The organism is Agrobacterium tumefaciens (genome assembly GCF_013337285.1).
GTDB classification, from domain to species: Bacteria; Pseudomonadota; Alphaproteobacteria; order Rhizobiales; family Rhizobiaceae; genus Agrobacterium; species Agrobacterium burrii.
Genome location: NZ_SUPW01000002.1, coordinates 613,191 through 631,210 on the forward strand (window position 1 = coordinate 613,191; position 18,020 = coordinate 631,210).

Sequence of the window (18,020 nt, forward strand, 5' to 3'; positions counted from 1 at the left end):
CGGCATGTCCCGTTCAAGTGCCTATGGAAGCAGCCAGCCGCGCTGGCTGTTTCCTTTTGTGGTGAGTGTTGTTTTCGCACTCAGCGCCCTGCCGCTCGGCCGGCTCGCCTATACCGGCATCATCTCATCACTCAATGGTGACATATGGCGGCTTCTCGCTGATCCCGCCCTTTGGGATGCGGCGCTGAACACGCTCTCCACCTCGTTTTTCGGCATGGCTATCTCGCTGGCGATTGGCGGCGCTTTTGCGCTTTCGCTGACGCTTTGCGATATACGCGGCAAGTCGATTTTAAGTTTTCTATTCATGCTGCCGATGATGATCCCGCCGCAGGTGACGGCGCTGTCGTGGATCGGCATGACCGGCCCGTCGAGCACGCTGTTGAAGGCCATCGGTCTTGCGCCGCCGATGGGATCGCCGCAGCCGCTCTATTCCATTGCGGGCATCGCGCTGCTGCTCGGCGTGCAGCATGCGCCGCTCGTCTATCTGTCGCTGCGCGCCGGTCTGTTGGCCCTGCCGCAGGATGGCATCGAGGCCGCCAAGCTTTCCGGTGCTTCGCCGCGGCGTGTGCTGGTCGATATCATCCTGCCGCTTTCCACGCCGGGGCTGATTGCCGGCGCGGCGATTTCTTTCGTGTCCAATGTTGGCAATTTCGGCATTCCGGCCATCCTCGGCATACCTGGCTCGATCTTTACCTTGCCGACGCTGATTTACAGCCGTTTCGCCAGTTTCGGCACCAGCACCTTCGGCGATATCGCCATCCTCTCCACCATGATCGCCATCATCTCGGTCGCCGGGCTTGCGCTTCAGGAACGGGCGATGAAGGGCAGGGACTATCGGATCATCGGCCTTTCCGGCAAGGCCGCGACGTTTGGGCTGGCGCGCTGGCGGGTCCCGGCGGAGCTTGCCCTGTGGCTTGTGCTGTTCTTCATGCTGGTTGCGCCGCTTGCCGCGCTGATGGCAAGCTCGCTCGCTCCCGCTTACGGCGTGCCGCTCAGCCTCAAGACCGTGACGCTGCATGCCTATGAGGAACTGCTCTACCGCCAGAGTGTCACCCGTACCGCCTTCCGCAATTCGCTGTTTCTGGCAACCGCCACATCGCTTTGCCTGCTGGCGGTGACGGTGCTGACCGCTTATTTTCTGGTGCGCGGCAAAAGCCGCTTCATGTTCCTGCTCTCGGCGCTGGTGGATATTCCCTATGCGCTGCCGGGCGTAGTTATCTCGGTGTCCTTCGTGCTGCTGTTCGCAGCCCCCATTCCGCTGCTGGGCTTCACACTTTACGGCACGATCTGGATCATTCTGCTCGCCTATTTTTCCTCCTTCTTCGCCGTCAGCCTGAAACCCATGGTCAGCGCCTTCCTGCAATTCGATCCGTCGCTGGAAGAGGCCGCACGGCTGTCCGGCGCCGGTTTCTGGCGGCGGCTCACGGATATCATCCTGCCGCTGGTCGGGCCTGCGGCGGGGGCGTCGGTCATCCTGGTTTTCCTGATCGCCTGCAACGAGCTGACGGTTTCGGCGCTCCTGTGGTCGGCCGGCACGCAGACGCTCGGCGTGCTCATCTACAATCTTGATGACAGCGGCAGCTTCGATCTTGCTTCGGCACTTTCGGTGCTCGTCGTCATCATGGTGATTTTCCTCATGTTGCTGCTCGAAATTCTGGGGCGCTATCTGCCGAAAGGAGTGGTCCCTTGGCGAAACTGATCCTCAACCGCCTGTCGAAAAATTTCGGATCCGGATCGAAGCCCGCCGTCGACGACGTGTCGCTCACCGTGCGCGACGGTGGCTTTCTCGCCTTGCTCGGCCCTTCCGGCTGCGGCAAGACGACGGTGCTGCGCATGATTGCCGGTTTTGAACAGCCGACCGACGGCTCCATCCTGCTTGGCGAACGCGTGCTGGCCGATGGGGGCAGCATGGTGCCGCCGGAGCGGCGCAACATGGCGATGGTGTTCCAGTCCTATGCGCTTTGGCCGCATATGTCAGTTGCTGACAATGCCGGTTATCCTTTGAAAGTCCGCGGCATTTCGGGCGAGAAATATCGCGAAAAGGTGCGTCAGGCGCTGGCAGCCGTGCGTCTCGAAAGTTTTGCGGACCGCCGTCCTGCCGAATTGTCCGGCGGTCAGCGGCAACGCGTGGCGCTCGCCCGCTGCCTCGTTACCGAGCCTGATGTGGTGCTGCTCGACGAGCCGCTCGCCAACCTCGACCGGCATCTGCGTCAGGAGATGGAGGAGACGTTTCGCGAATTCCACATCCGCTCCGGCGCGACGATGATCTATGTCACCCATGATCAGGCCGAGGCCATGGCGCTTGCCACCGATGTTGCCGTCATGTCGCAGGGCAAGCTGTTGCAGGTGGCGGCACCGGCGGAGCTTTACGCGCGGCCGGAGGGCCGGCTGGTCGGCTCGTTGGTGGGGCAGGGGGCGATCCTGACCCTCCCGGTAGCGGAAGGGGTTGCGCGCGATCTTGACTGGACGACACTTCGGGCGGCGATGGAGAGTGGCAGACACTTGCCGCAGGCGGATATTCTCGTGCGGCCGCAGGATGTGGTGCGGGACGCGGAGGGTGTCAGCTGCACAATTACTTCGGTTCTTTACGAGGGCGAGCGTTATGCTCTCCGTCTCGACCTGCCAGACGGGCAGGCGCTTCGGGCCTATTCCCGGGAAGCGGTCGCTGTCGGAGATCGCGTGCCGGTTGCGATTCGTGCGGCGTGGCGTCTTTAGACTATTGGCGAGGCGGGGTTGGAGCGGCTAAGCTCCTATTCCAGCAACAGGAATGAAACATGTCGCTTCGGCTTGCCACCTTCAATATCGAAAATCTTCTCACCCGTTTCGATTTCACCGGTTTTCGCAACCAGACGCGGCGCGACAGGGCGATCCAGCTGTTCGATATCAGGGACGAGGCGACTTATCAGGCGCTGGAAAGCGCGCGGACCGTCTCCTCAACTGACGATACGCGCCAGCTTTCGGCGCTCGCCATAGCTGACGCGGATGCTGATATTCTCTGCCTGCAGGAGGTCGATAACATGGCCGCGCTGCAGGCCTTCGAATATGGCTATCTTTACCGCATGGTCGGCAATGGCTATCTGCAGAAATATCTGGTCGAGGGCAATGACAGCCGCGGCATCGATGTCGCCGTCGTCATGCGGGAGCAGACCCGTGATGGCGACAAGATCGAGGTGGTCGACATCAAGAGCCATGCGGCGCTGACCTATCGCAATCTCGATCTCTTCAATCCGGCGCTGGCTGCGACCAACCAGATCGATGACAAGATTTTCAAACGGGATTGCCTGGAAATCGACCTCCGCATCGGCGGCAAGCCGCTGACGCTTTACGTCACACATTTCAAATCCATGACCAATTCCCGCGACCCCGTCGATGCCCGGCTCGCCACCATGCCGATCCGCGAGGCGGAAGCCATGGCCGTGCGCCGTATCATCGAAAACCGCTGGGGTGTCGGCAATACGCGCAACAAGAATTTCGCCATCTGCGGCGATATGAACGACTATCAGGAGCGTGTGGCGATTTCCGGCGACCGGCGCAACGGCTATAGTTTTGCGCCCGTCGAGGAGGCGAGGAGCGCGCTCGATGTCTTCACCGCCGATGATTTCGTCACCAATCCGATGCTGCGCCGCGATGTCATGGATCGCTGGACACTCTACCATTCGCGTGGGCCGCAGGAGCAGCACCTGTGCCAGCTGGATTATATCTGGCTTTCACCGCGTCTGGCTGAAATCAATGCTACAAGGGCTCCTGAAATCATCCGGGCGGGCCAGCCGTATCGCACCATCTTTCCGCCTGGGCAGGAGGTGGAGCGTTATCCGCGCACCGGTTGGGATCGCCCCAAGGCGTCCGACCATTGCCCTGTCGTGATGACGCTGGACTTGATCTAGAGAATTTCTGAGTCTCTTCAAAACGTGAAAGCGCTATAACTATTTGTTTTTAAGTATTTTTCCAAAATAGAAGCGATTCCGTTTTTAGTGGAAATGCTTTAGCCGCCGGCAGCATACCGATTGATGCCGGCTATCCGTTGGCGACCTTTGGAAAATAGGTGGCCCAGACTCGGTTGCGGCCGGCGCGCTTGGCTTCATAAAGCCGGTCGTCGGCGATTGCGATCAACTCGTCCCAGCTGCTTATCGCCCGCGCTTCCTGCCACACAACGCCAAAGCTTGCCGTCAGCGATAGGCCGCTCTCCTCATCGATCATCTGCGCTTCGATCAGGCGGCGAAGACGGTCGGCGGTTGCCGTCGCGGTGGCGTGGCTGACGTCCTGCAGCACGACGACGAATTCCTCACCGCCGTAACGAGCCAGAATATCGTTCTTGCGCAATGCGCTGCGCAAAAGCCCCGCGGTCTTTTGCAGCGCGAGGTCGCCCATGGCGTGGCCATAACGGTCGTTGATCGATTTGAAGTGGTCGATATCGACAATCATCACGCCGAGCGACTGATACTGTTCCTCGCCGCTCAATATGGCACGAACGGCCCTTTCCAGCGCACGGCGATTGAAGACACTCGTCAAGGCATCGGTTTCAGAGAGCGTGCGCAGCTGTTCTGCCAGTGCGCGCTGCTGGTTTTCCATTTCGCCCTTCTGGCGAAGCTGCTCACGCAGGAAATCAAGTTCCTCGAACATCTTCTTCACTTCCGGGGCAACCCTGTCTTCACAACGGGTTTCGGAAAGGTCACCGGCGGCGATCGCGGCGATCTGCGCCCGGACGGATTGCATGGGCTGGAACAGCATCGTTCGATAGACCGATGTGAGCCGCAGCAGAACCAGAACCGCGAAGGCGGCGAGCAGAAGGGATGCTCCGCCAAAGACCAGAGCCTCGTTCTTCCTTTTTTCGAGCCTTGCCCGGGTTTCGGAGAGGATGAGATCGCGCAGGGCATCGGACGAGCGCATGCCGGCAATATAGTTCCTGGAGAATTCAAGAATGCCCGGCTGGGCGGAGGGTATGGCTATCACGATCGTATTCTGCGCGTAACGCAACGCCTGACCGAAATAATAGGTCTCCATATCCTGAAACGCCTTGTCCAGTTGCGGCGTCGACAGATAGGCGGCGGTGTAGTTGATCAGCGACGCTTTCAGCGACAGCAGGCTCTGCATCTCATTATCGAATTTGGCGCGATAACCCAGCTTTTCCTGCCTGTTTGCCCGCAGGCTCATCACCACATAGGAGCCGAGTCGGCCAATCCTGTCACGCATCACGCCGGCGGTGCCGGTCATCGCGATGTCGATCGCCACGTCGGGCGTGACCTTGATGACGGCACGTGCCACTTTGCCGCGCAGCAGGTTTACGCTATCAGCCGCCTTGAACATCGATAAAATCGCGTTGGACATGGCGCTTTGGCTGCGTGTGGAAGGGGGGGACGCGGCAACGCGATCCACCGCTTCGCGGGATTGCGCCAGTTTCTGGCGGGTTTCGGCAAGTGATTTGGCGAATTCAGGCTGGGCCTTGATTTCCTCGGTGAAGGAAACTTCAAGTTCCGACAACTTGTCATCCGTCGCCTTGCGTGCAGCTGCAAGTCCCTCGACCAGCTTCGGATCGGGGGCGGGTGCGCCCATCAGATTGTTTGCAGGGCCGCGCTCGGCCGAGATCAGCCATGCGGACTGAAGGGCGGTTTCGAAACGGGTGAGCTGGGCGGCATTGGTGCGGTAACGCAGATAATTGGAGACACTTGGCACCGCGGCGAGAGTGGCCAGCAGGATTGAACTCGCGGCGATGACGATCGTGCCTGTCAGCTGTATTTTCTGTATGCTCGCGCGCATCTGAGGCGTAATTCTCACTGCAATGGTTATGTTTCATCGCCATCTTACCGGCGCTGCGTAAATACTTCGCTTATTTTCCGGGCCTTTGCCGTGATGATGGTCTTCGGACCGATGGGCGCATGTGATGTGGAAAAGATATGCACTGGTGCCGTGTCATCAGTTTTCGCTTTACACCAAGTCAGAATCTGATAGTTGGCAAGGCACTGGATTGCCCTTGTAGCTCAGTTGGTAGAGCACCTGATTTGTAATCAGGGGGTCACGAGTTCGAACCTTGTCGGGGGCACCAGTATTTTCAATAGCTTGAACCTGCCCCCATCCGCACTTTAGTTGCTTTTCCGGACCGCATTTACCGCTTGATGTGGTAAAGCTTGTGCACGATCGACCAGTTGCCGTCGTGTTCCAGCAGGGACAGGTATTCGTAAAAATCCATGCCATCGAAACTTGTCGTCAGCTTCACCGAGGCGCTGTCGCCCTCCTTGTCGATGCCGAGGATTTCGAAGGTGGGGTCGTGGTCGGGCAGGCCGCGTTCGCTTTTTCGCATCTGGTCAACGAAGTCTTCCAGAGACAGCCATTCGGTTTCGCCTTCGAAGGTGCCGACGATGTTGGCGCGTGGATCGAAAACGTCACGCATCAGGCCCTCATCGGCATAGGCCATGGCGTGTACATAGTCCGTGACGGTCTGGGTAATGGTTTGCGGCATCGGATCATCCCTCCCTTCAGATCCAAAAGCCGAGCTTACACCCGTTGGTGAGTTTCCACCATAACCTCCTGAAAACGCGCTCCTTACGCCTTCGCAAAAGTGTTTTACGGTGGCCTGCCACAAAGGCGACGCGTGGAGTGGCGGCATGTTTTGCGGTCGCTTTCCACAATTTTGTCCCGCCTGTCATTATAGTCGCCTTGGGTCCGACAAATTTCGGCATCATGGGCTTTTCCGCCGGTCGTCCTGCGGTGCGCCATGAGGCTTTTATGTGGGCTTTGCCGGTTTAACCGCCGGTGCGGGGTGCCGCGCGGGGTGGATTTGGCCTATGATCCGCCCGCAGGTCCTGTGACGGTGGTATCAGGCATGCGGGTAACAGTTTGCGTTTGAAGGTGGTTTTGTGATCGATCCCTATGTTTTGCTTGGCGTGGAGCGTGATGCCGACGAGGCGGCGATCAAGTCGGCCTATCGCAAGGTTGCCAAGGCCGCCCACCCCGACAGCGGTGGCGATACCGATCAATTCGCCCGGCTGCAGACGGCTTACGAGCTATTGAAGGACCCGGTGCGGCGCAGGGTGTTCGACGATACCGGTTACGACCCGCAGCTGGCCGACGCCAAGGACCTGAAGGGCCTGCTGATGCTGGAAACACTGGTCAACGAGTTCATTCTGGATGAGCGCGAACCGGGAAGTTTTGATCCCGTGGCGGCCATGCGCCGCAAGCTGACCGACGATATTCTCAAAAGCCGCTTCCATATTCTCGAACTCGAACGGCACCGCACGCGGGTTCGCAAACACATGGATCGTCTCGGCCGCAAGCCGGAAACCGATGTGCTGAGTTCCATGCTGCGCGCCCGCAGCCAGTCGATCGCCGAAGCCATCCGCAATGCGGAAGCTCAGATCGAGGCAATCGAGCAGGCCTATACGATGCTCGAGGGTTATTCCTATGAGCTGGAGACCATGGTGCTTTCCGAACCGCTGCTGAAAGGCGAGGCGGCGGAATAATCGCTCTTCAGGGGCCGTTGACCAGTGCGAGAATGAGCTTGTGCACCCGCCCGCCGGGGGAAAGCTCGTCGCGGTCGAAATCACGGCCGCGCTGGCGTTGCTCGTTGGAAAGCTCACCCAGCCGTTGCTGCAGGACAACGCGCACCTTCTGGCATTTCGGATCGTTTTCTGCCCTCAGACCAGTGCTGAATGCTTCGATTTTCTGCACCATGTCGAGAATATGGTCGCCATGGACGCGCTCATGGGTTTCGACGCCGGAAATGAAGGTTTTCCAGCTGGCGGCAACGGCGGATGGCAATTGCGCCGGTGCTTTCGGCCAGGTGTAGATGATGGTGAGATTGGGCCTTGCTGTGGCCAGCACACAGGCGCCATCCGGCTGCGGACGATAATCCCGACGCCAGGTCAGCTTGAAGGTCGTGTGGGCGATCGCCTGTACGCCGGCGGTCGGGCCGCGTTCGCCGATCGACTGGTACAACGCACCGCCGGTATTGCCGCTGATGGCATAGGTTTTTATCTGCTCTGCGGGTTTCCAGCCGGTCGATTGCGCGGACAGCGGAACGGCGCTTAGCAACATCATAACGGTGCTGGTGGCGAGGGCGGAGACGGTCTTGGCGGGCACGCATGGATCCTTGGTGATTTGCGAGCCGAAGATAGGCGAGAGGCGGGCTGTCAGGCAAGGGTCTGTGCGATGGGAGTGCCAGATGCCTGGGCGGAATATAACGCATGAAAAACCCCCGCGATGACGGATCGCGGGGGCAAGCTTGCGACTGCAGGGGTAATCAGTCGTCCAGCTTGTCGTAGTCGAGCTTCGGCGCGTTCTGCAGCGCTTCCTTGGTGGTGTCGACATAGGCCTTCCATGTGCCGTTGTCGTTGTGAACCGCGACGGAGGCCGGGTCGAGCACCACATAGCTCTTGTCGATGCCGAGGAAACCGCCGACGCTGGCCACAAGGCCAATCACCGACTTGCCGTCGCCAATGACGACATCCTCGATTTCGCCGATGTTTTCGTTCTGGGCGTTGTAGATGTCGAGACCGTCGAGCTGGGAGGCGGTGAGATCGGTCTTCTGGACATTCACGAACTTCAGCGGGCCGGTGGCCTTGGTGCCCATGGTGATGCCGGGGCCGGACAAAGTCGCATCCGCGCCGACGGCAGGGGCCGTGGTTGCCGTCTGGGCAAAAGCCACGGAAGAAGAGAGCACTGCCGCGGAAGCGAGCGCGATGACTTTGATTTTCATGATGTTTCTTCCCTTTGTATGCTGAACATTGCGTTCGGGGAGGAAACGGTGAAGCGCGAATTTGGTTCCGCGTGGGAGGACGTGAAAATTTGGTCTATGCTGAAAGATGAAACAGTCGCGAGGCAGGCCGGGAGCGGCGGCGCGGTGAAATCGGGAGGGTGTCATGGCAAAAACGACGGTGGCGATAGCTGCGGAGGAGATTGCAGCATCGGACTTCATTGACCGGAAGATCGTGGAGCTTGGCGACTGGCGGGGCGACATGCTCGCGCATGTCCGCGCGCTGATCAAAAAGGCTGACCCGGAGGTGATTGAAGAAGTGAAATGGCGCGGCGTGCCGGTCTGGTCGCATGCGGGCCGGTGAAACCTACAAGAATGCAGTGAAGATGACCTTTGCGAAGGGGGCTTCACTCGCCGACCCGGCGGGTCTGTTCAATTCGAGCCTTGAGGGCAATATGCGGCGGGCAATCGATTTTCACGAAGGGGACGTGGTGAATGAGGAAGCGCTGATGGCGCTGATCCGGGCGGCGGTGGAGTTGAACCTGTCGGTAAAAACCGGGAAAAAGCGGGCTGGGAAATGATCAGGCAGTAAGAAGACAAGCGGGTTCCTCAATCTTGCGCGACATCCGCCGCCTTGTCCCATTCGCTATCGATGAACTTCAGCGCGTCGATGATGGAGACCTTCCACACCGACCAGACGTGATCGCCATCGGTCACCCGCAGCTCGGATTTGCGCTTGTCGGCCTGTAGTGTCTCATGCAGGGCGATAGCGCCGCGCCAGAGGAAGAAGCCGTCATCGTCGCCGACGGTCAGATAGGTGGCGGGCAGATCCTGGCTTTCGGCGACGTGTTGTGCGACGAGGGTGAAGACGTTCTTTTCATTAAAGAGCCTTGCATCGAAAGGCGTGCCGAAGGCGCCGGAGAAATGGTCGCCGGTGGAGGGCAGCACGATGCCGCTGGTGACGGTGGTGCGGTCGATGCGATGAAAGAAGGCACTGTCCTGAATGAGCTTGAGTTCAGCGGGTGTCTTGTCGAGATCGGAGGCGGGCACGTTCTGCCAGATCGCGCCCGACAGGCTGGCGACGGCGCCATAGAGGTCTTCGTGACCATAGGCCAGATGCAATGCGCCGAAACCGCCCATGGAGAGGCCGGCAATGGCGCGGCCTTCTCGATCCTTGCGCACCGGCAGGGTTTTTTCGATCTGGTGGCGCAGATCGCCGGTCAGGGCAGTTTCGTAGTCGCCCGGACCGCCAACGGCGGCGGAATCGACATACCAGCTGTTTTTGACACCGGGCATGACAACCACCAGCGGGCGGATGGCGCCTGCCGCGATCAGGGTATCGAGCGTCTTTTCGATATTGCCAAGATCGCGCCAGCTGTTCTGGTCGCCATCATGGCCGTGCAGGAGATACAGCACCGGCCAGCCGTTTTCCGGCGGCGCGCCATCCGGGCGGTAGATGTTGACGGCAAGCGGTGCGTTGAGGGCGGCGCTGTGGAAAGTGGCATCCTCGATCTGTCCAGCAAAGGTAGGGCCGCAGAAAAGGAAGAGGCAGATGGCCGCAAGGCGTTCTCCATACATGCGCTGCTCTCCTTTGGCATTCAAATAAGATCGCTAAAGGTGGGTCGTCCGGGTCAGCGTCCCGGTCGCCCCGTCTTCCCCTTGGTCCGGCTTTTGCGTTTCTGTTCGCCGGCATCCTCGTAGGAGCCAGCGCCGATCTTGCCGCGTACCAGCGGCCTCGGATCGTCCGTCGCGCGCTCCGGCTGGCCTTCCAGCAGGGGTGAGAAACGTTTGCCGGCTTCGGTCTCGGGCTTGCCGGGAACCTCGCCGCGCATGGGTTTTTCGGTGCGGCCGACGGTCATTTCGTCCAGCGTGTTTCTGCGGAACAGCGGCTTTCCAGCGTCCGAGCCGGGACCCATCTCGTCCAGTTCGGGTTTGGCGAAGAGGGAGGTTGCGGCGCGTGGCTCATCCCCCTCTGTCCTGCCGGACATCTCTCCCTCAGGGGGGGAGATCGGCAAGCGGCTGCGTCTGTTGTTTTTTCCGCCGCCTTCAACAGCGCGCGCTTCTTCCTTGGCCATGGGGTCATCCATGGTGGCCAGTTCGGCGGCCTTGAGGCGTTTGATTTCGTCGCGCAGGCGGGCGGCTTTTTCGAAGTCGAGGTCCGCGGCGGCATCGCGCATGGATTTTTCCAGCGCGTTGAGATGGGCCTGCAGATTGTTGCCGACGAGGTGGCCGCCATCGGCGAAGCCCTTGCCGGAAACGCCTGAAATATCGGCCCTTACGTGGTCGCGCTCATAAACTGAATCAAGAATATCCGAGATCTTCGCCTTGACCGATTCCGGCGTAATGCCGTGTTCGGTGTTATAGGCCATCTGCTTTTCGCGGCGGCGGGAGGTTTCCTCCATCGCCCGCTTCATCGAGCCAGTGATGTTGTCGGCGTAGAGGATGACCTTGCCGTCGACGTTACGGGCAGCGCGGCCGATGGTCTGGATCAGCGAGGTTTCCGAGCGCAGAAAACCTTCCTTGTCGGCATCGAGGATGGCGACGAAACCGCATTCGGGAATGTCGAGGCCTTCGCGCAACAGGTTGATGCCGACGAGAACGTCGAAGGCGCCAAGGCGCAGGTCGCGGATGATCTCGATACGCTCAAGCGTGTCGATATCCGAGTGCATGTAACGCACACGCACGCCCTGTTCGTGCAGATATTCGGTGAGGTCTTCGGCCATGCGTTTGGTCAGCACGGTGCAGAGCGTGCGATAACCCTTGGCGGCGGTCTCGCGGATTTCGCCGAGAACGTCGTCCACCTGGCTGCGGGCGGAACGTACCTCTACGGGCGGATCGATGAGGCCGGTCGGGCGGATGACCTGTTCGGCGAAGACGCCGCCCGACTGCTCCATTTCCCATGAGCCGGGGGTGGCGGAAACCGCGACGGTGAGCGGGCGCATCGCGTCCCATTCCTCGAATCGCAGCGGCCGGTTGTCCATGCAGGAGGGCAGGCGGAAGCCATATTCGGCCAACGTCGCCTTGCGCCGGAAGTCGCCGCGATACATGCCGCCGATCTGGCTGACCGAGACGTGGCTTTCATCGATGAACAGCAGCGCGTTGTCAGGGATATATTCGAACAAAGTCGGTGGCGGCTCACCGGGGTTGCGGCCGGTGAGGTAACGCGAATAGTTCTCAATGCCGGCGCAGGAGCCGGTCGCTTCCAGCATCTCTATATCGTAACGGGTGCGCTGCTCCAGTCGCTGGGCTTCCAGCAGGCGACCGGCTTTCTCCAGCTCGGCGAGACGAACCCGCAGCTCTTCCTTGATCGACTTGATCGCGCCGTTCAGCGTCGGCCGCGGGGTGACATAGTGCGAATTGGCGTAAATCTTGACGGATTGCAGGTCGCCGGTCTTCTGGCCCGTCAGCGGGTCGAATTCGGTGATGGAATCGATCTCGTCGCCGAACATCGAGATGCGCCAGGCGGCATCTTCAAGGTGGGCCGGGAAGATTTCGATGGTATCGCCGCGCACGCGGAACGAACCGCGCTGGAAATCCATGTCGCGGCGCTTGTATTGCTGGGCCACCAGGTCGGCCAGAAGCTGGCGCTGGTCCAGCCGGTCGCCCACCTGCATCTGGAAGGTCATGGCGGTGTAGGTTTCCACCGAGCCGATACCGTAGATACAGGAGACCGAAGCGACGATGATGCAGTCGTCGCGCTCTAGCAGCGAGCGGGTGGCGGAGTGGCGCATCCGGTCGATCTGTTCGTTGATCGAGGATTCCTTCTCGATGAAGGTGTCGGAGCGCGGCACATAGGCTTCCGGCTGGTAATAATCGTAGTAGGAAACGAAATATTCCACAGCATTGTCGGGGAAGAAGTTCTTGAATTCGGAATAGAGCTGCGCCGCCAGCGTCTTGTTGGGGGCGAGGATGACGGCGGGGCGCTGGGTTGCCTCGATGACCTTGGCCATGGTGAAGGTCTTGCCGGAGCCGGTGACGCCGAGCAGCACCTGGCTGCGCTCGCCGGAATTGATGCCTTCCACGAGGTCTGCAATCGCGGTCGGCTGGTCGCCGGCCGGCAGGTACTCAGAGTCCATGCGGATTGTAACACCGCCTTCCGATTTCGGCGGACGGGCCGGCCGGTGCGGCGTCCACATCTTGCCGTCCTTGAACAGCGGATTGCCGCTCTCGATCAGCGCCGATAGCGCCTCGACGGTAGCCGTGACGGCGCCGGGCGCGAGGTTGGCGGCCTCCTCCAGCGACACGTCCATGCCCGCCACCGGATTGAGACCGGCCGCCGCGCGGGTTTTCGGATCACTCGATGCGCCGATGGAAACGCCGCGTGCGGTTTTGGACGCGGTGGTGTTCTTGGCGGTCTTGGAGGCTGCCTTCTCGGCTTCCTTTCGGGCCTCGATCTCGATCTTCTTGCGGTGCTTGCCGGCTTTCGAGGCGACTTCGCGCTGGGTTTCCACCGAACCCGCCTCGGCTTCCGCCTCCAGCTGCTTCACCCAATCGGCGACGCTGCCGCTGAGCGGTGCGCCTTCGAACGACGATTGCGGGGCTTCCTCAAAGCCGGAGGGCGAGGACGGGGGATTTTTCGGTGATCTGGCCATGGGCGAAATATGGAGGGAGTCACGCGCAAAGGGAAGGGGAGGCCGCGAAAAAATGAGTACAAAAAGGAAACGAAGTCCAAGGAACAAAATTCGGGCGGATGCGTTGCGTAGCGGCTGAATGCAGCTTTATCGGAACATGCCGAAAATCGATTCCGGTTTTCGCTGCGATGCGCTAGAGCAAATCCCTACCGGCAGAATGATGGTTGCGTTTTCAAACTGCCTTTCATGACATCCCTCCATATTTTCAGGAATCATCATGCCGTTCTCGATCAGTCCCGCCCACATCTGGCCTGTCCTGATGCTCGTCGCCTCAAACGTTTTCATGACTTTCGCCTGGTATGGCCACCTCAAGCACAAGGGCAGCGCGCTCTTCCTGGCGATCATCGCAAGCTGGGGCATCGCGTTCTTCGAATATATGCTCGCCGTCCCGGCGAACCGCATCGGCTCGGAGGTCTATTCCACCGCGCAGCTCAAGACCATTCAGGAAGTCATCACGCTCGCGGTTTTTGCGCTGTTCTCGATCTTCTGGCTGAAGGAGAGCATCACCATCAATCATGTGATCGGTTTTGCCCTGATCGCTTTTGGTGCGTCCTTCATTTTCCGCTCCTGATCCCGCATGGTGAGGCTGCGGCCCTGGACAATATACCAGCAGTCGCAAGTAGGAGGTTGATACATCGATGAAGATACGCCCTGCGAGAGACGATGATGCGGCTGGAATGGCGGCGGTCCAGAACGAGATATTCTCGGCAGGCCTCCGAAAGGCACCGACTGATATCGGTGAGGTGCTGGAAAATTACATCCGGCATGCCGACCGTATCGAGTGTTCGGTCGCCGAGGACGGGGACGGGCGTATTCTGGGCTTCCAGTCGCTGCGTTACGCACGGGCGGACAATCCCTACGGCGTAGCGGAAGGCTGGGGTATCATCGGCACCCATGTCAGCCCGCATGCGGCGCGAAGGGGCGTGGGGTCCGCGCTCTTTACGGCTACCGGAAAGGCGGCGGAGGCTCGTGGCCTGAAAAATATCGATGCCAGCATCGGCGCGGATAACAGGCTCGGGCAGAATTATTACGAGGCTATGGGCTTCACGACCTATCGTCAGCCGGAAGGGCTGGTCTGCAAGGTCTATCGTCTGGCCTAGGTACGGTTTGCGACCCCGCCCGTGCCGGCAATCCGATCAGCCGCGATTGTCGTTTTCGGAATATTGCAGGCGCGCCTTGCAGATACGAACGTGGTTCTCGTCGGCCCATTGCACCAGCAATTGCATCGGCACCAGAAATGAGCGGCCGAGATTCGTGAGTTCGTATTCCACACGCGGCGGCACTTCGGCATAAAGCGTGCGGCGGATGAAGCCGTCTTCTTCCAGCCGCTTCAGCGTGCGCGACAGCATCTGTTTGGAAATATCGTCGATCCTGCGATTCAGTTCGTTGAAGCGCAGCACGCCGCCCTGCAGGGCTTCCAGAACCAGCAGGCTCCACTGATCGCCGATGCGGTCCAACACGTCGCGGATCGGGCAGGGCTGCTCGAAGGTGAAGATTTCCTTTGTTTGCGTGTCCGACACTGTTCTACCCCTTGCCCTTTTTCACCCTTTAAGGTCATCGCCATGTGACCAGATCAGCCGCCGCTGACTTCTTGCGGCTATGGTTGCGATATCATAGCTCTCTGTCGCGGTCTATTATCTAGACCGTTAACGATTGTGACGAAAGGACAGAAGCCATGGCTAAAATCGCGCTCGTCGGCGCTTCCGGCAATGCCGGCTCCCGCATTTTGAAGGAACTTTCCGACCGAGGGCATCAGGTAACGGCGATTGCCCGCGCTCCTGAGAAGATCGCCAGCCTGCCGAATGTGGTGGCCCAAAAGGGCGATGTCTTCGATCAGGCGGCGCTTTCTGAGCTGCTGAGGGGTCACGATGCTGTGATAAGCTCGGTGCACTTTACTGCCAGCGATCCCTTGAAGCTCATCGAGGCGGTACGCGCTTCCGGCGTTCAGCGTTATCTCGTGGTCGGCGGTGCCGGCAGCCTTGAAATCGCGCCCGGCCAGCGCGTGGTCGATCTTCCGGATTTCCCGGCCGCCTACAAGGCCGAGGCAACCAAGGGCGCGGAATTTCTGGATCTGCTGAAACAGGAAAAGCAGCTCGACTGGACCTTCCTGTCACCCTCAGCCGAATTTGTGCCGGGGGAAAGAACCGGCAAATTCCGCATCGGCAAGGACAGCCTGCTCAGCAATGACGAAGGCAGCCGTATTTCCTTCGAAGATTATGCCATCGCGCTTGTCGATGAAATCGAGAAGCCGCAGCATTCCCGCCAGCGTTTCACCGTCGGTTATTGAGAGGTATCACCCATGAATTTCGTAACACGTCGTCTTGCCATCGCCGCTTTCGCCCTCGTGCCCGCTTTGGTGGCCGCGCCGGTTCTGGCGCAAACAGCAAACCGCGATCTGGCTCAGGAAGAAGCCAACCGCAAGCTGGTGATCGAATTTTACGACACCGTCTTCAACAAGCACGAGGTGGAGAAGGGTGCTGCCGTTGTCGTCGACAGCTACAAGCAGCACAACCCCAATGTACCTGACGGCAAGAAGCCGTTTGTCGATTATTTTACGGGGTTCTTCAAGGAAAACCCGCAGTCGAAAGCACGGATTGTCCGCAGCGCCACGGATGGCGATCTCGTCTATCTGCATATTCATTCGACGGAGAGCGACGGTGATCGCGGCAGGGCAATTGTCGACATCTTCCGCGTCACTGATGGCAAGATTACCGAGCATTGGGATGTGATCCAGCCGGTGCCGGAGACGGCGGCGAACAACAATACGATGTTCTAGATCGGGCTTTCTTTGATGTCGAGGGAAACAGCCGGGATTTTTCGCCCGGCTGTTTTCATTTTAGAGGATGCCTTTTTAAACGGCCCGCCGCTTCTGGCGAGACTGCACGATCAGGTCCAGCGCCAGCATCACCAGCAGGCTCGCACCCACCAGCGGGAAAAGGATGCCGCCGATGGCGAGCACGGCGAGGAGCCCGCGCAGCACACGTTTTTCCTGCGGCAGGGGCGGAACGCCGAGCGAGCCTTGCGGGCGGCGTTTCCACCACATGATGCCGGCGGACACGGCAAGCAGCACAATGCCGATACAGGCCACCAAAAGCACGATCTGATTTGCGACCCCGTATTGCTGGCCCAGATGCACGTTGATGCCCCATTCCAGCGCCTTGCCGAGCGGACCGTAATCGGCGTAGCTCATATCGATCAGAGGTTCGCCGCTATATTGATCGAGGTGGACGACGCGTTGCTTCGTCAGATCGTCGGGATAGGCGGAGCCGCTATAGACACCGGACGATTTGGTGGGCAGTGCGACGGCGTAACCGGCAGCGAGGCCCAAGGCGTCGAAACGCGCCATGGCCGTGTCGATCCCGATCGGTTGACCGGTGCCGGACGCACTGGATTCGGGTATTTTTGCCTGTTCCAGCGACCAGCTTGTTTTGGCCACATGATCGAGGTGGTCGCCGGACATAGGAACATCGGTGCGAACGCCGGCCGGATATCCGAAATTGCTGCCATTCGCCCATTCATTGACCTTCGCGCCCCAGACGCCCGACCAGGGCATGCCGGTGACGGCGAGGAAGACGATGAAAAAGCCGACGAAGATGCCGGTGACGGCATGGGTATCACGCCAGAAGACCCGCTTTTTCGGCGTACCGCGCACCGTTAAGACACCGCCCGTCTGTTTTCGCGGCCACCAGAGATAGATGCCGGTGGCGACGAGAAGAATGGACCAGCCGGCGGCGATCTCGATCAGATAGCGGGCATAGGTGCCGAAATATTTGAGGCTGTGGAGATAGCGGATCGTCCACATGACGGTGCCGCGATCCGGCAGGGAGCCGGCGACCTCAGCCGTATGGGGATTGACGTAGACGGCGCGCTTGCCATCCGCCGTATTGACGGTGATTTCCGTCGACGCGCCGGGATCGGCCGGGGTCGTATATTTGACGGCCGTGCCGGGAACGGCAGTCAGCGCAGCGGCAACAATTTCGGAAGGCAGCGCTTTCGGTGCGTCTTGTACCACCTCTATCCGCTTCAAATCCGAATGGATGAGGTTATCGAATTCGTCCCGGAAGAGATAGAGGGCGCCGGTGACGGCGAGCGATATCATAAAGGGCAGGACGAAGAGACCGGCATAGAAATGCCAGCGCCACACGGCGCGGTAAAGATTGATGGACGAGGAATGCGCAGGCGCGCGCTCGCCCTCGAAAGAGGTCGTAACGGACATGGATGTCTCCGCAAGAAGAGTGATTTCCGGCAGGCCGGGAGTGTTTCAGTTCTGCGGAGGGAGGGGCGGTGCGCGTGGGCGCGATTCCAGATTGGGCGGCGATGGCGGCAATGCCGCATCGAAGTTCAAAAAGGCGACTTCGTCCGTCGTAAGGATCGTGTCTGCGCGTTCGACAGGCGTAACCGGAAGAGTGGCAATGGTGGCCGATGCCAGCCGGCACAGCGTTCCGCAGCAGTCGGCGGCAATTTTGCCCGCCGGGTCCTGCTTTGCGGGGCCTTCCGGCATGTGGCTGGAACAGATGACCTCATCCGCCGCGAGCGCGGCCATCGCCATGTTGCCGCTGGTCAGGCCATTGGCAAGACCCTGCAAAAGGAAAAGCAGGACGGCCAGCGTGGCGATGGCGCCAGCTGAGCTTCGGTCCTGCATGATCCTGCGAATGTATCCCATACGGCTGGAATGCCATAGTCGCGGCGAAATGTCACCGCGA

General features: G+C 60.0%; 17 protein-coding genes, 1 tRNA gene and 1 pseudogene. 10 read left to right on the forward strand and 9 right to left on the reverse strand.

Annotated elements, in window-relative coordinates; all coding sequences use genetic code 11:
- The first annotated feature begins 4 nt into the window (after window positions 1-4).
- From FCH38_RS08765 to FCH38_RS08775, 3 genes are read left to right on the forward strand one after another with little or no spacing between them, the layout of a single operon-like run.
- Entirely contained in the window at window positions 5-1,699 is a 1,695-nt protein-coding gene (locus tag FCH38_RS08765) for an ABC transporter permease (RefSeq protein ID WP_174373514.1), read from the forward strand.
- A complete protein-coding gene (locus FCH38_RS08770; protein WP_174373515.1) occupies window positions 1,687-2,715 on the forward strand; it encodes an ABC transporter ATP-binding protein in 1,029 nt (342 codons plus the stop codon). The genes FCH38_RS08765 and FCH38_RS08770 overlap by 13 nt, the downstream gene beginning before the upstream one ends.
- Window positions 2,716-2,774: 59 nt before the next feature.
- Complete coding sequence (locus FCH38_RS08775; RefSeq protein WP_153515099.1) at window positions 2,775-3,884, forward strand: endonuclease/exonuclease/phosphatase family protein; 1,110 nt, start codon at window positions 2,775-2,777, stop codon at window positions 3,882-3,884.
- Between the two features lie 130 nt (window positions 3,885-4,014).
- On the opposite strand, the gene FCH38_RS08780 is transcribed toward FCH38_RS08775, so the two are convergent.
- Entirely contained in the window at window positions 4,015-5,754 is a 1,740-nt protein-coding gene (locus FCH38_RS08780) for a GGDEF domain-containing protein (protein ID WP_174373516.1), read from the reverse strand.
- Between the two features lie 210 nt (window positions 5,755-5,964).
- Here FCH38_RS08780 and FCH38_RS08785 point away from each other — a divergent pair.
- Window positions 5,965-6,040, forward strand: a tRNA-Thr gene (locus tag FCH38_RS08785).
- A 60-nt stretch (window positions 6,041-6,100) separates the two neighbouring features.
- On the opposite strand, the gene FCH38_RS08790 is transcribed toward FCH38_RS08785, so the two are convergent.
- Window positions 6,101-6,454, reverse strand: coding sequence for a nuclear transport factor 2 family protein (locus tag FCH38_RS08790; RefSeq protein ID WP_174373517.1), 354 nt, complete (start codon window positions 6,452-6,454; stop codon window positions 6,101-6,103).
- Between the two features lie 397 nt (window positions 6,455-6,851).
- Between FCH38_RS08790 and FCH38_RS08795 the strand changes: the two genes are divergently transcribed.
- Window positions 6,852-7,454, forward strand: coding sequence for a J domain-containing protein (locus FCH38_RS08795; RefSeq protein ID WP_149900255.1), 603 nt, complete (start codon window positions 6,852-6,854; stop codon window positions 7,452-7,454).
- Window positions 7,455-7,461: 7 nt separating this feature from the next.
- Here FCH38_RS08795 and FCH38_RS08800 read toward each other — a convergent pair whose 3' ends face one another.
- Window positions 7,462-8,031 (reverse strand): DUF922 domain-containing Zn-dependent protease, encoded by a 570-nt coding sequence (locus tag FCH38_RS08800; protein ID WP_153515139.1) that lies wholly within the window; start codon window positions 8,029-8,031, stop codon window positions 7,462-7,464.
- Window positions 8,032-8,233: 202 nt separating this feature from the next.
- Window positions 8,234-8,689, reverse strand: coding sequence for a PRC-barrel domain-containing protein (locus tag FCH38_RS08805; RefSeq protein WP_174373518.1), 456 nt, complete (start codon window positions 8,687-8,689; stop codon window positions 8,234-8,236).
- 163 nt (window positions 8,690-8,852) lie between these two features.
- Here FCH38_RS08805 and FCH38_RS08810 point away from each other — a divergent pair.
- Window positions 8,853-9,267 (forward strand): annotated as a pseudogene (locus FCH38_RS08810) (DUF1801 domain-containing protein).
- A 28-nt stretch (window positions 9,268-9,295) separates the two neighbouring features.
- On the opposite strand, the gene FCH38_RS08815 reads toward FCH38_RS08810, so the two are convergent.
- Together FCH38_RS08815 and uvrB are read right to left on the reverse strand one after the other, a co-directional pair.
- Window positions 9,296-10,264 carry an alpha/beta hydrolase gene (locus tag FCH38_RS08815; protein ID WP_174373519.1) on the reverse strand — a complete coding sequence of 323 codons (969 nt, stop codon included), beginning with the start codon at window positions 10,262-10,264 and terminating at the stop codon, window positions 9,296-9,298.
- A gap of 53 nt (window positions 10,265-10,317) precedes the next feature.
- A complete protein-coding gene (gene uvrB / locus FCH38_RS08820; protein WP_174373520.1) occupies window positions 10,318-13,278 on the reverse strand; it encodes an excinuclease ABC subunit UvrB in 2,961 nt (986 codons plus the stop codon).
- Window positions 13,279-13,534: 256 nt separating this feature from the next.
- On the opposite strand from uvrB, the gene FCH38_RS08830 reads away from it, so the two are divergent.
- Both FCH38_RS08830 and FCH38_RS08835 read left to right on the forward strand, forming a co-directional pair.
- Window positions 13,535-13,888 (forward strand): DMT family protein, encoded by a 354-nt coding sequence (locus FCH38_RS08830; RefSeq protein WP_003495099.1) that lies wholly within the window; start codon window positions 13,535-13,537, stop codon window positions 13,886-13,888.
- A gap of 106 nt (window positions 13,889-13,994) precedes the next feature.
- Window positions 13,995-14,417 (forward strand): GNAT family N-acetyltransferase, encoded by a 423-nt coding sequence (locus FCH38_RS08835; protein WP_149900308.1) that lies wholly within the window; start codon window positions 13,995-13,997, stop codon window positions 14,415-14,417.
- 36 nt (window positions 14,418-14,453) lie between these two features.
- On the opposite strand, the gene FCH38_RS08840 is transcribed toward FCH38_RS08835, so the two are convergent.
- A complete protein-coding gene (locus FCH38_RS08840; protein WP_142840194.1) occupies window positions 14,454-14,837 on the reverse strand; it encodes a winged helix-turn-helix transcriptional regulator in 384 nt (127 codons plus the stop codon).
- A gap of 155 nt (window positions 14,838-14,992) precedes the next feature.
- On the opposite strand from FCH38_RS08840, the gene FCH38_RS08845 reads away from it, so the two are divergent.
- Window positions 14,993-15,604 carry an NAD(P)-dependent oxidoreductase gene (locus tag FCH38_RS08845; RefSeq protein WP_174373521.1) on the forward strand — a complete coding sequence of 204 codons (612 nt, stop codon included), beginning with the start codon at window positions 14,993-14,995 and terminating at the stop codon, window positions 15,602-15,604.
- A gap of 12 nt (window positions 15,605-15,616) precedes the next feature.
- A complete protein-coding gene (locus FCH38_RS08850; RefSeq protein WP_149900261.1) occupies window positions 15,617-16,093 on the forward strand; it encodes a nuclear transport factor 2 family protein in 477 nt (158 codons plus the stop codon).
- Window positions 16,094-16,168: 75 nt separating this feature from the next.
- Here the strand turns inward: FCH38_RS08850 and FCH38_RS08855 are convergent, their stop codons facing one another.
- Both FCH38_RS08855 and FCH38_RS08860 read right to left on the reverse strand, forming a co-directional pair.
- Window positions 16,169-17,533 (reverse strand): PepSY-associated TM helix domain-containing protein, encoded by a 1,365-nt coding sequence (locus FCH38_RS08855; RefSeq protein ID WP_174373522.1) that lies wholly within the window; start codon window positions 17,531-17,533, stop codon window positions 16,169-16,171.
- A gap of 45 nt (window positions 17,534-17,578) precedes the next feature.
- Window positions 17,579-17,980 carry a DUF2946 family protein gene (locus FCH38_RS08860; protein ID WP_174373523.1) on the reverse strand — a complete coding sequence of 134 codons (402 nt, stop codon included), beginning with the start codon at window positions 17,978-17,980 and terminating at the stop codon, window positions 17,579-17,581.
- Window positions 17,981-18,020: the final 40 nt, after the last annotated feature.

Coding starts and splice junctions, on each gene's coding strand:
- FCH38_RS08815 (WP_174373519.1), bottom strand. CDS start 10,264: ATGTATGGAGAACGCCTTGCGGCCATCTGCCTCTTCCTTTTCTGCGGC.
- FCH38_RS08860 (WP_174373523.1), bottom strand. CDS start 17,980: ATGGGATACATTCGCAGGATCATGCAGGACCGAAGCTCAGCTGGCGCC.
- FCH38_RS08855 (WP_174373522.1), bottom strand. CDS start 17,533: ATGTCCGTTACGACCTCTTTCGAGGGCGAGCGCGCGCCTGCGCATTCC.
- FCH38_RS08790 (WP_174373517.1), bottom strand. CDS start 6,454: ATGCCGCAAACCATTACCCAGACCGTCACGGACTATGTACACGCCATG.
- FCH38_RS08805 (WP_174373518.1), bottom strand. CDS start 8,689: ATGAAAATCAAAGTCATCGCGCTCGCTTCCGCGGCAGTGCTCTCTTCT.
- FCH38_RS08775 (WP_153515099.1), top strand. CDS start 2,775: ATGTCGCTTCGGCTTGCCACCTTCAATATCGAAAATCTTCTCACCCGT.
- FCH38_RS08845 (WP_174373521.1), top strand. CDS start 14,993: ATGGCTAAAATCGCGCTCGTCGGCGCTTCCGGCAATGCCGGCTCCCGC.
- FCH38_RS08835 (WP_149900308.1), top strand. CDS start 13,995: ATGGCGGCGGTCCAGAACGAGATATTCTCGGCAGGCCTCCGAAAGGCA.
- uvrB (WP_174373520.1), bottom strand. CDS start 13,278: ATGGCCAGATCACCGAAAAATCCCCCGTCCTCGCCCTCCGGCTTTGAG.
- FCH38_RS08780 (WP_174373516.1), bottom strand. CDS start 5,754: ATGCGCGCGAGCATACAGAAAATACAGCTGACAGGCACGATCGTCATC.
- FCH38_RS08765 (WP_174373514.1), top strand. CDS start 5: ATGTCCCGTTCAAGTGCCTATGGAAGCAGCCAGCCGCGCTGGCTGTTT.
- FCH38_RS08830 (WP_003495099.1), top strand. CDS start 13,535: ATGCCGTTCTCGATCAGTCCCGCCCACATCTGGCCTGTCCTGATGCTC.
- FCH38_RS08850 (WP_149900261.1), top strand. CDS start 15,617: ATGAATTTCGTAACACGTCGTCTTGCCATCGCCGCTTTCGCCCTCGTG.
- FCH38_RS08800 (WP_153515139.1), bottom strand. CDS start 8,031: ATGATGTTGCTAAGCGCCGTTCCGCTGTCCGCGCAATCGACCGGCTGG.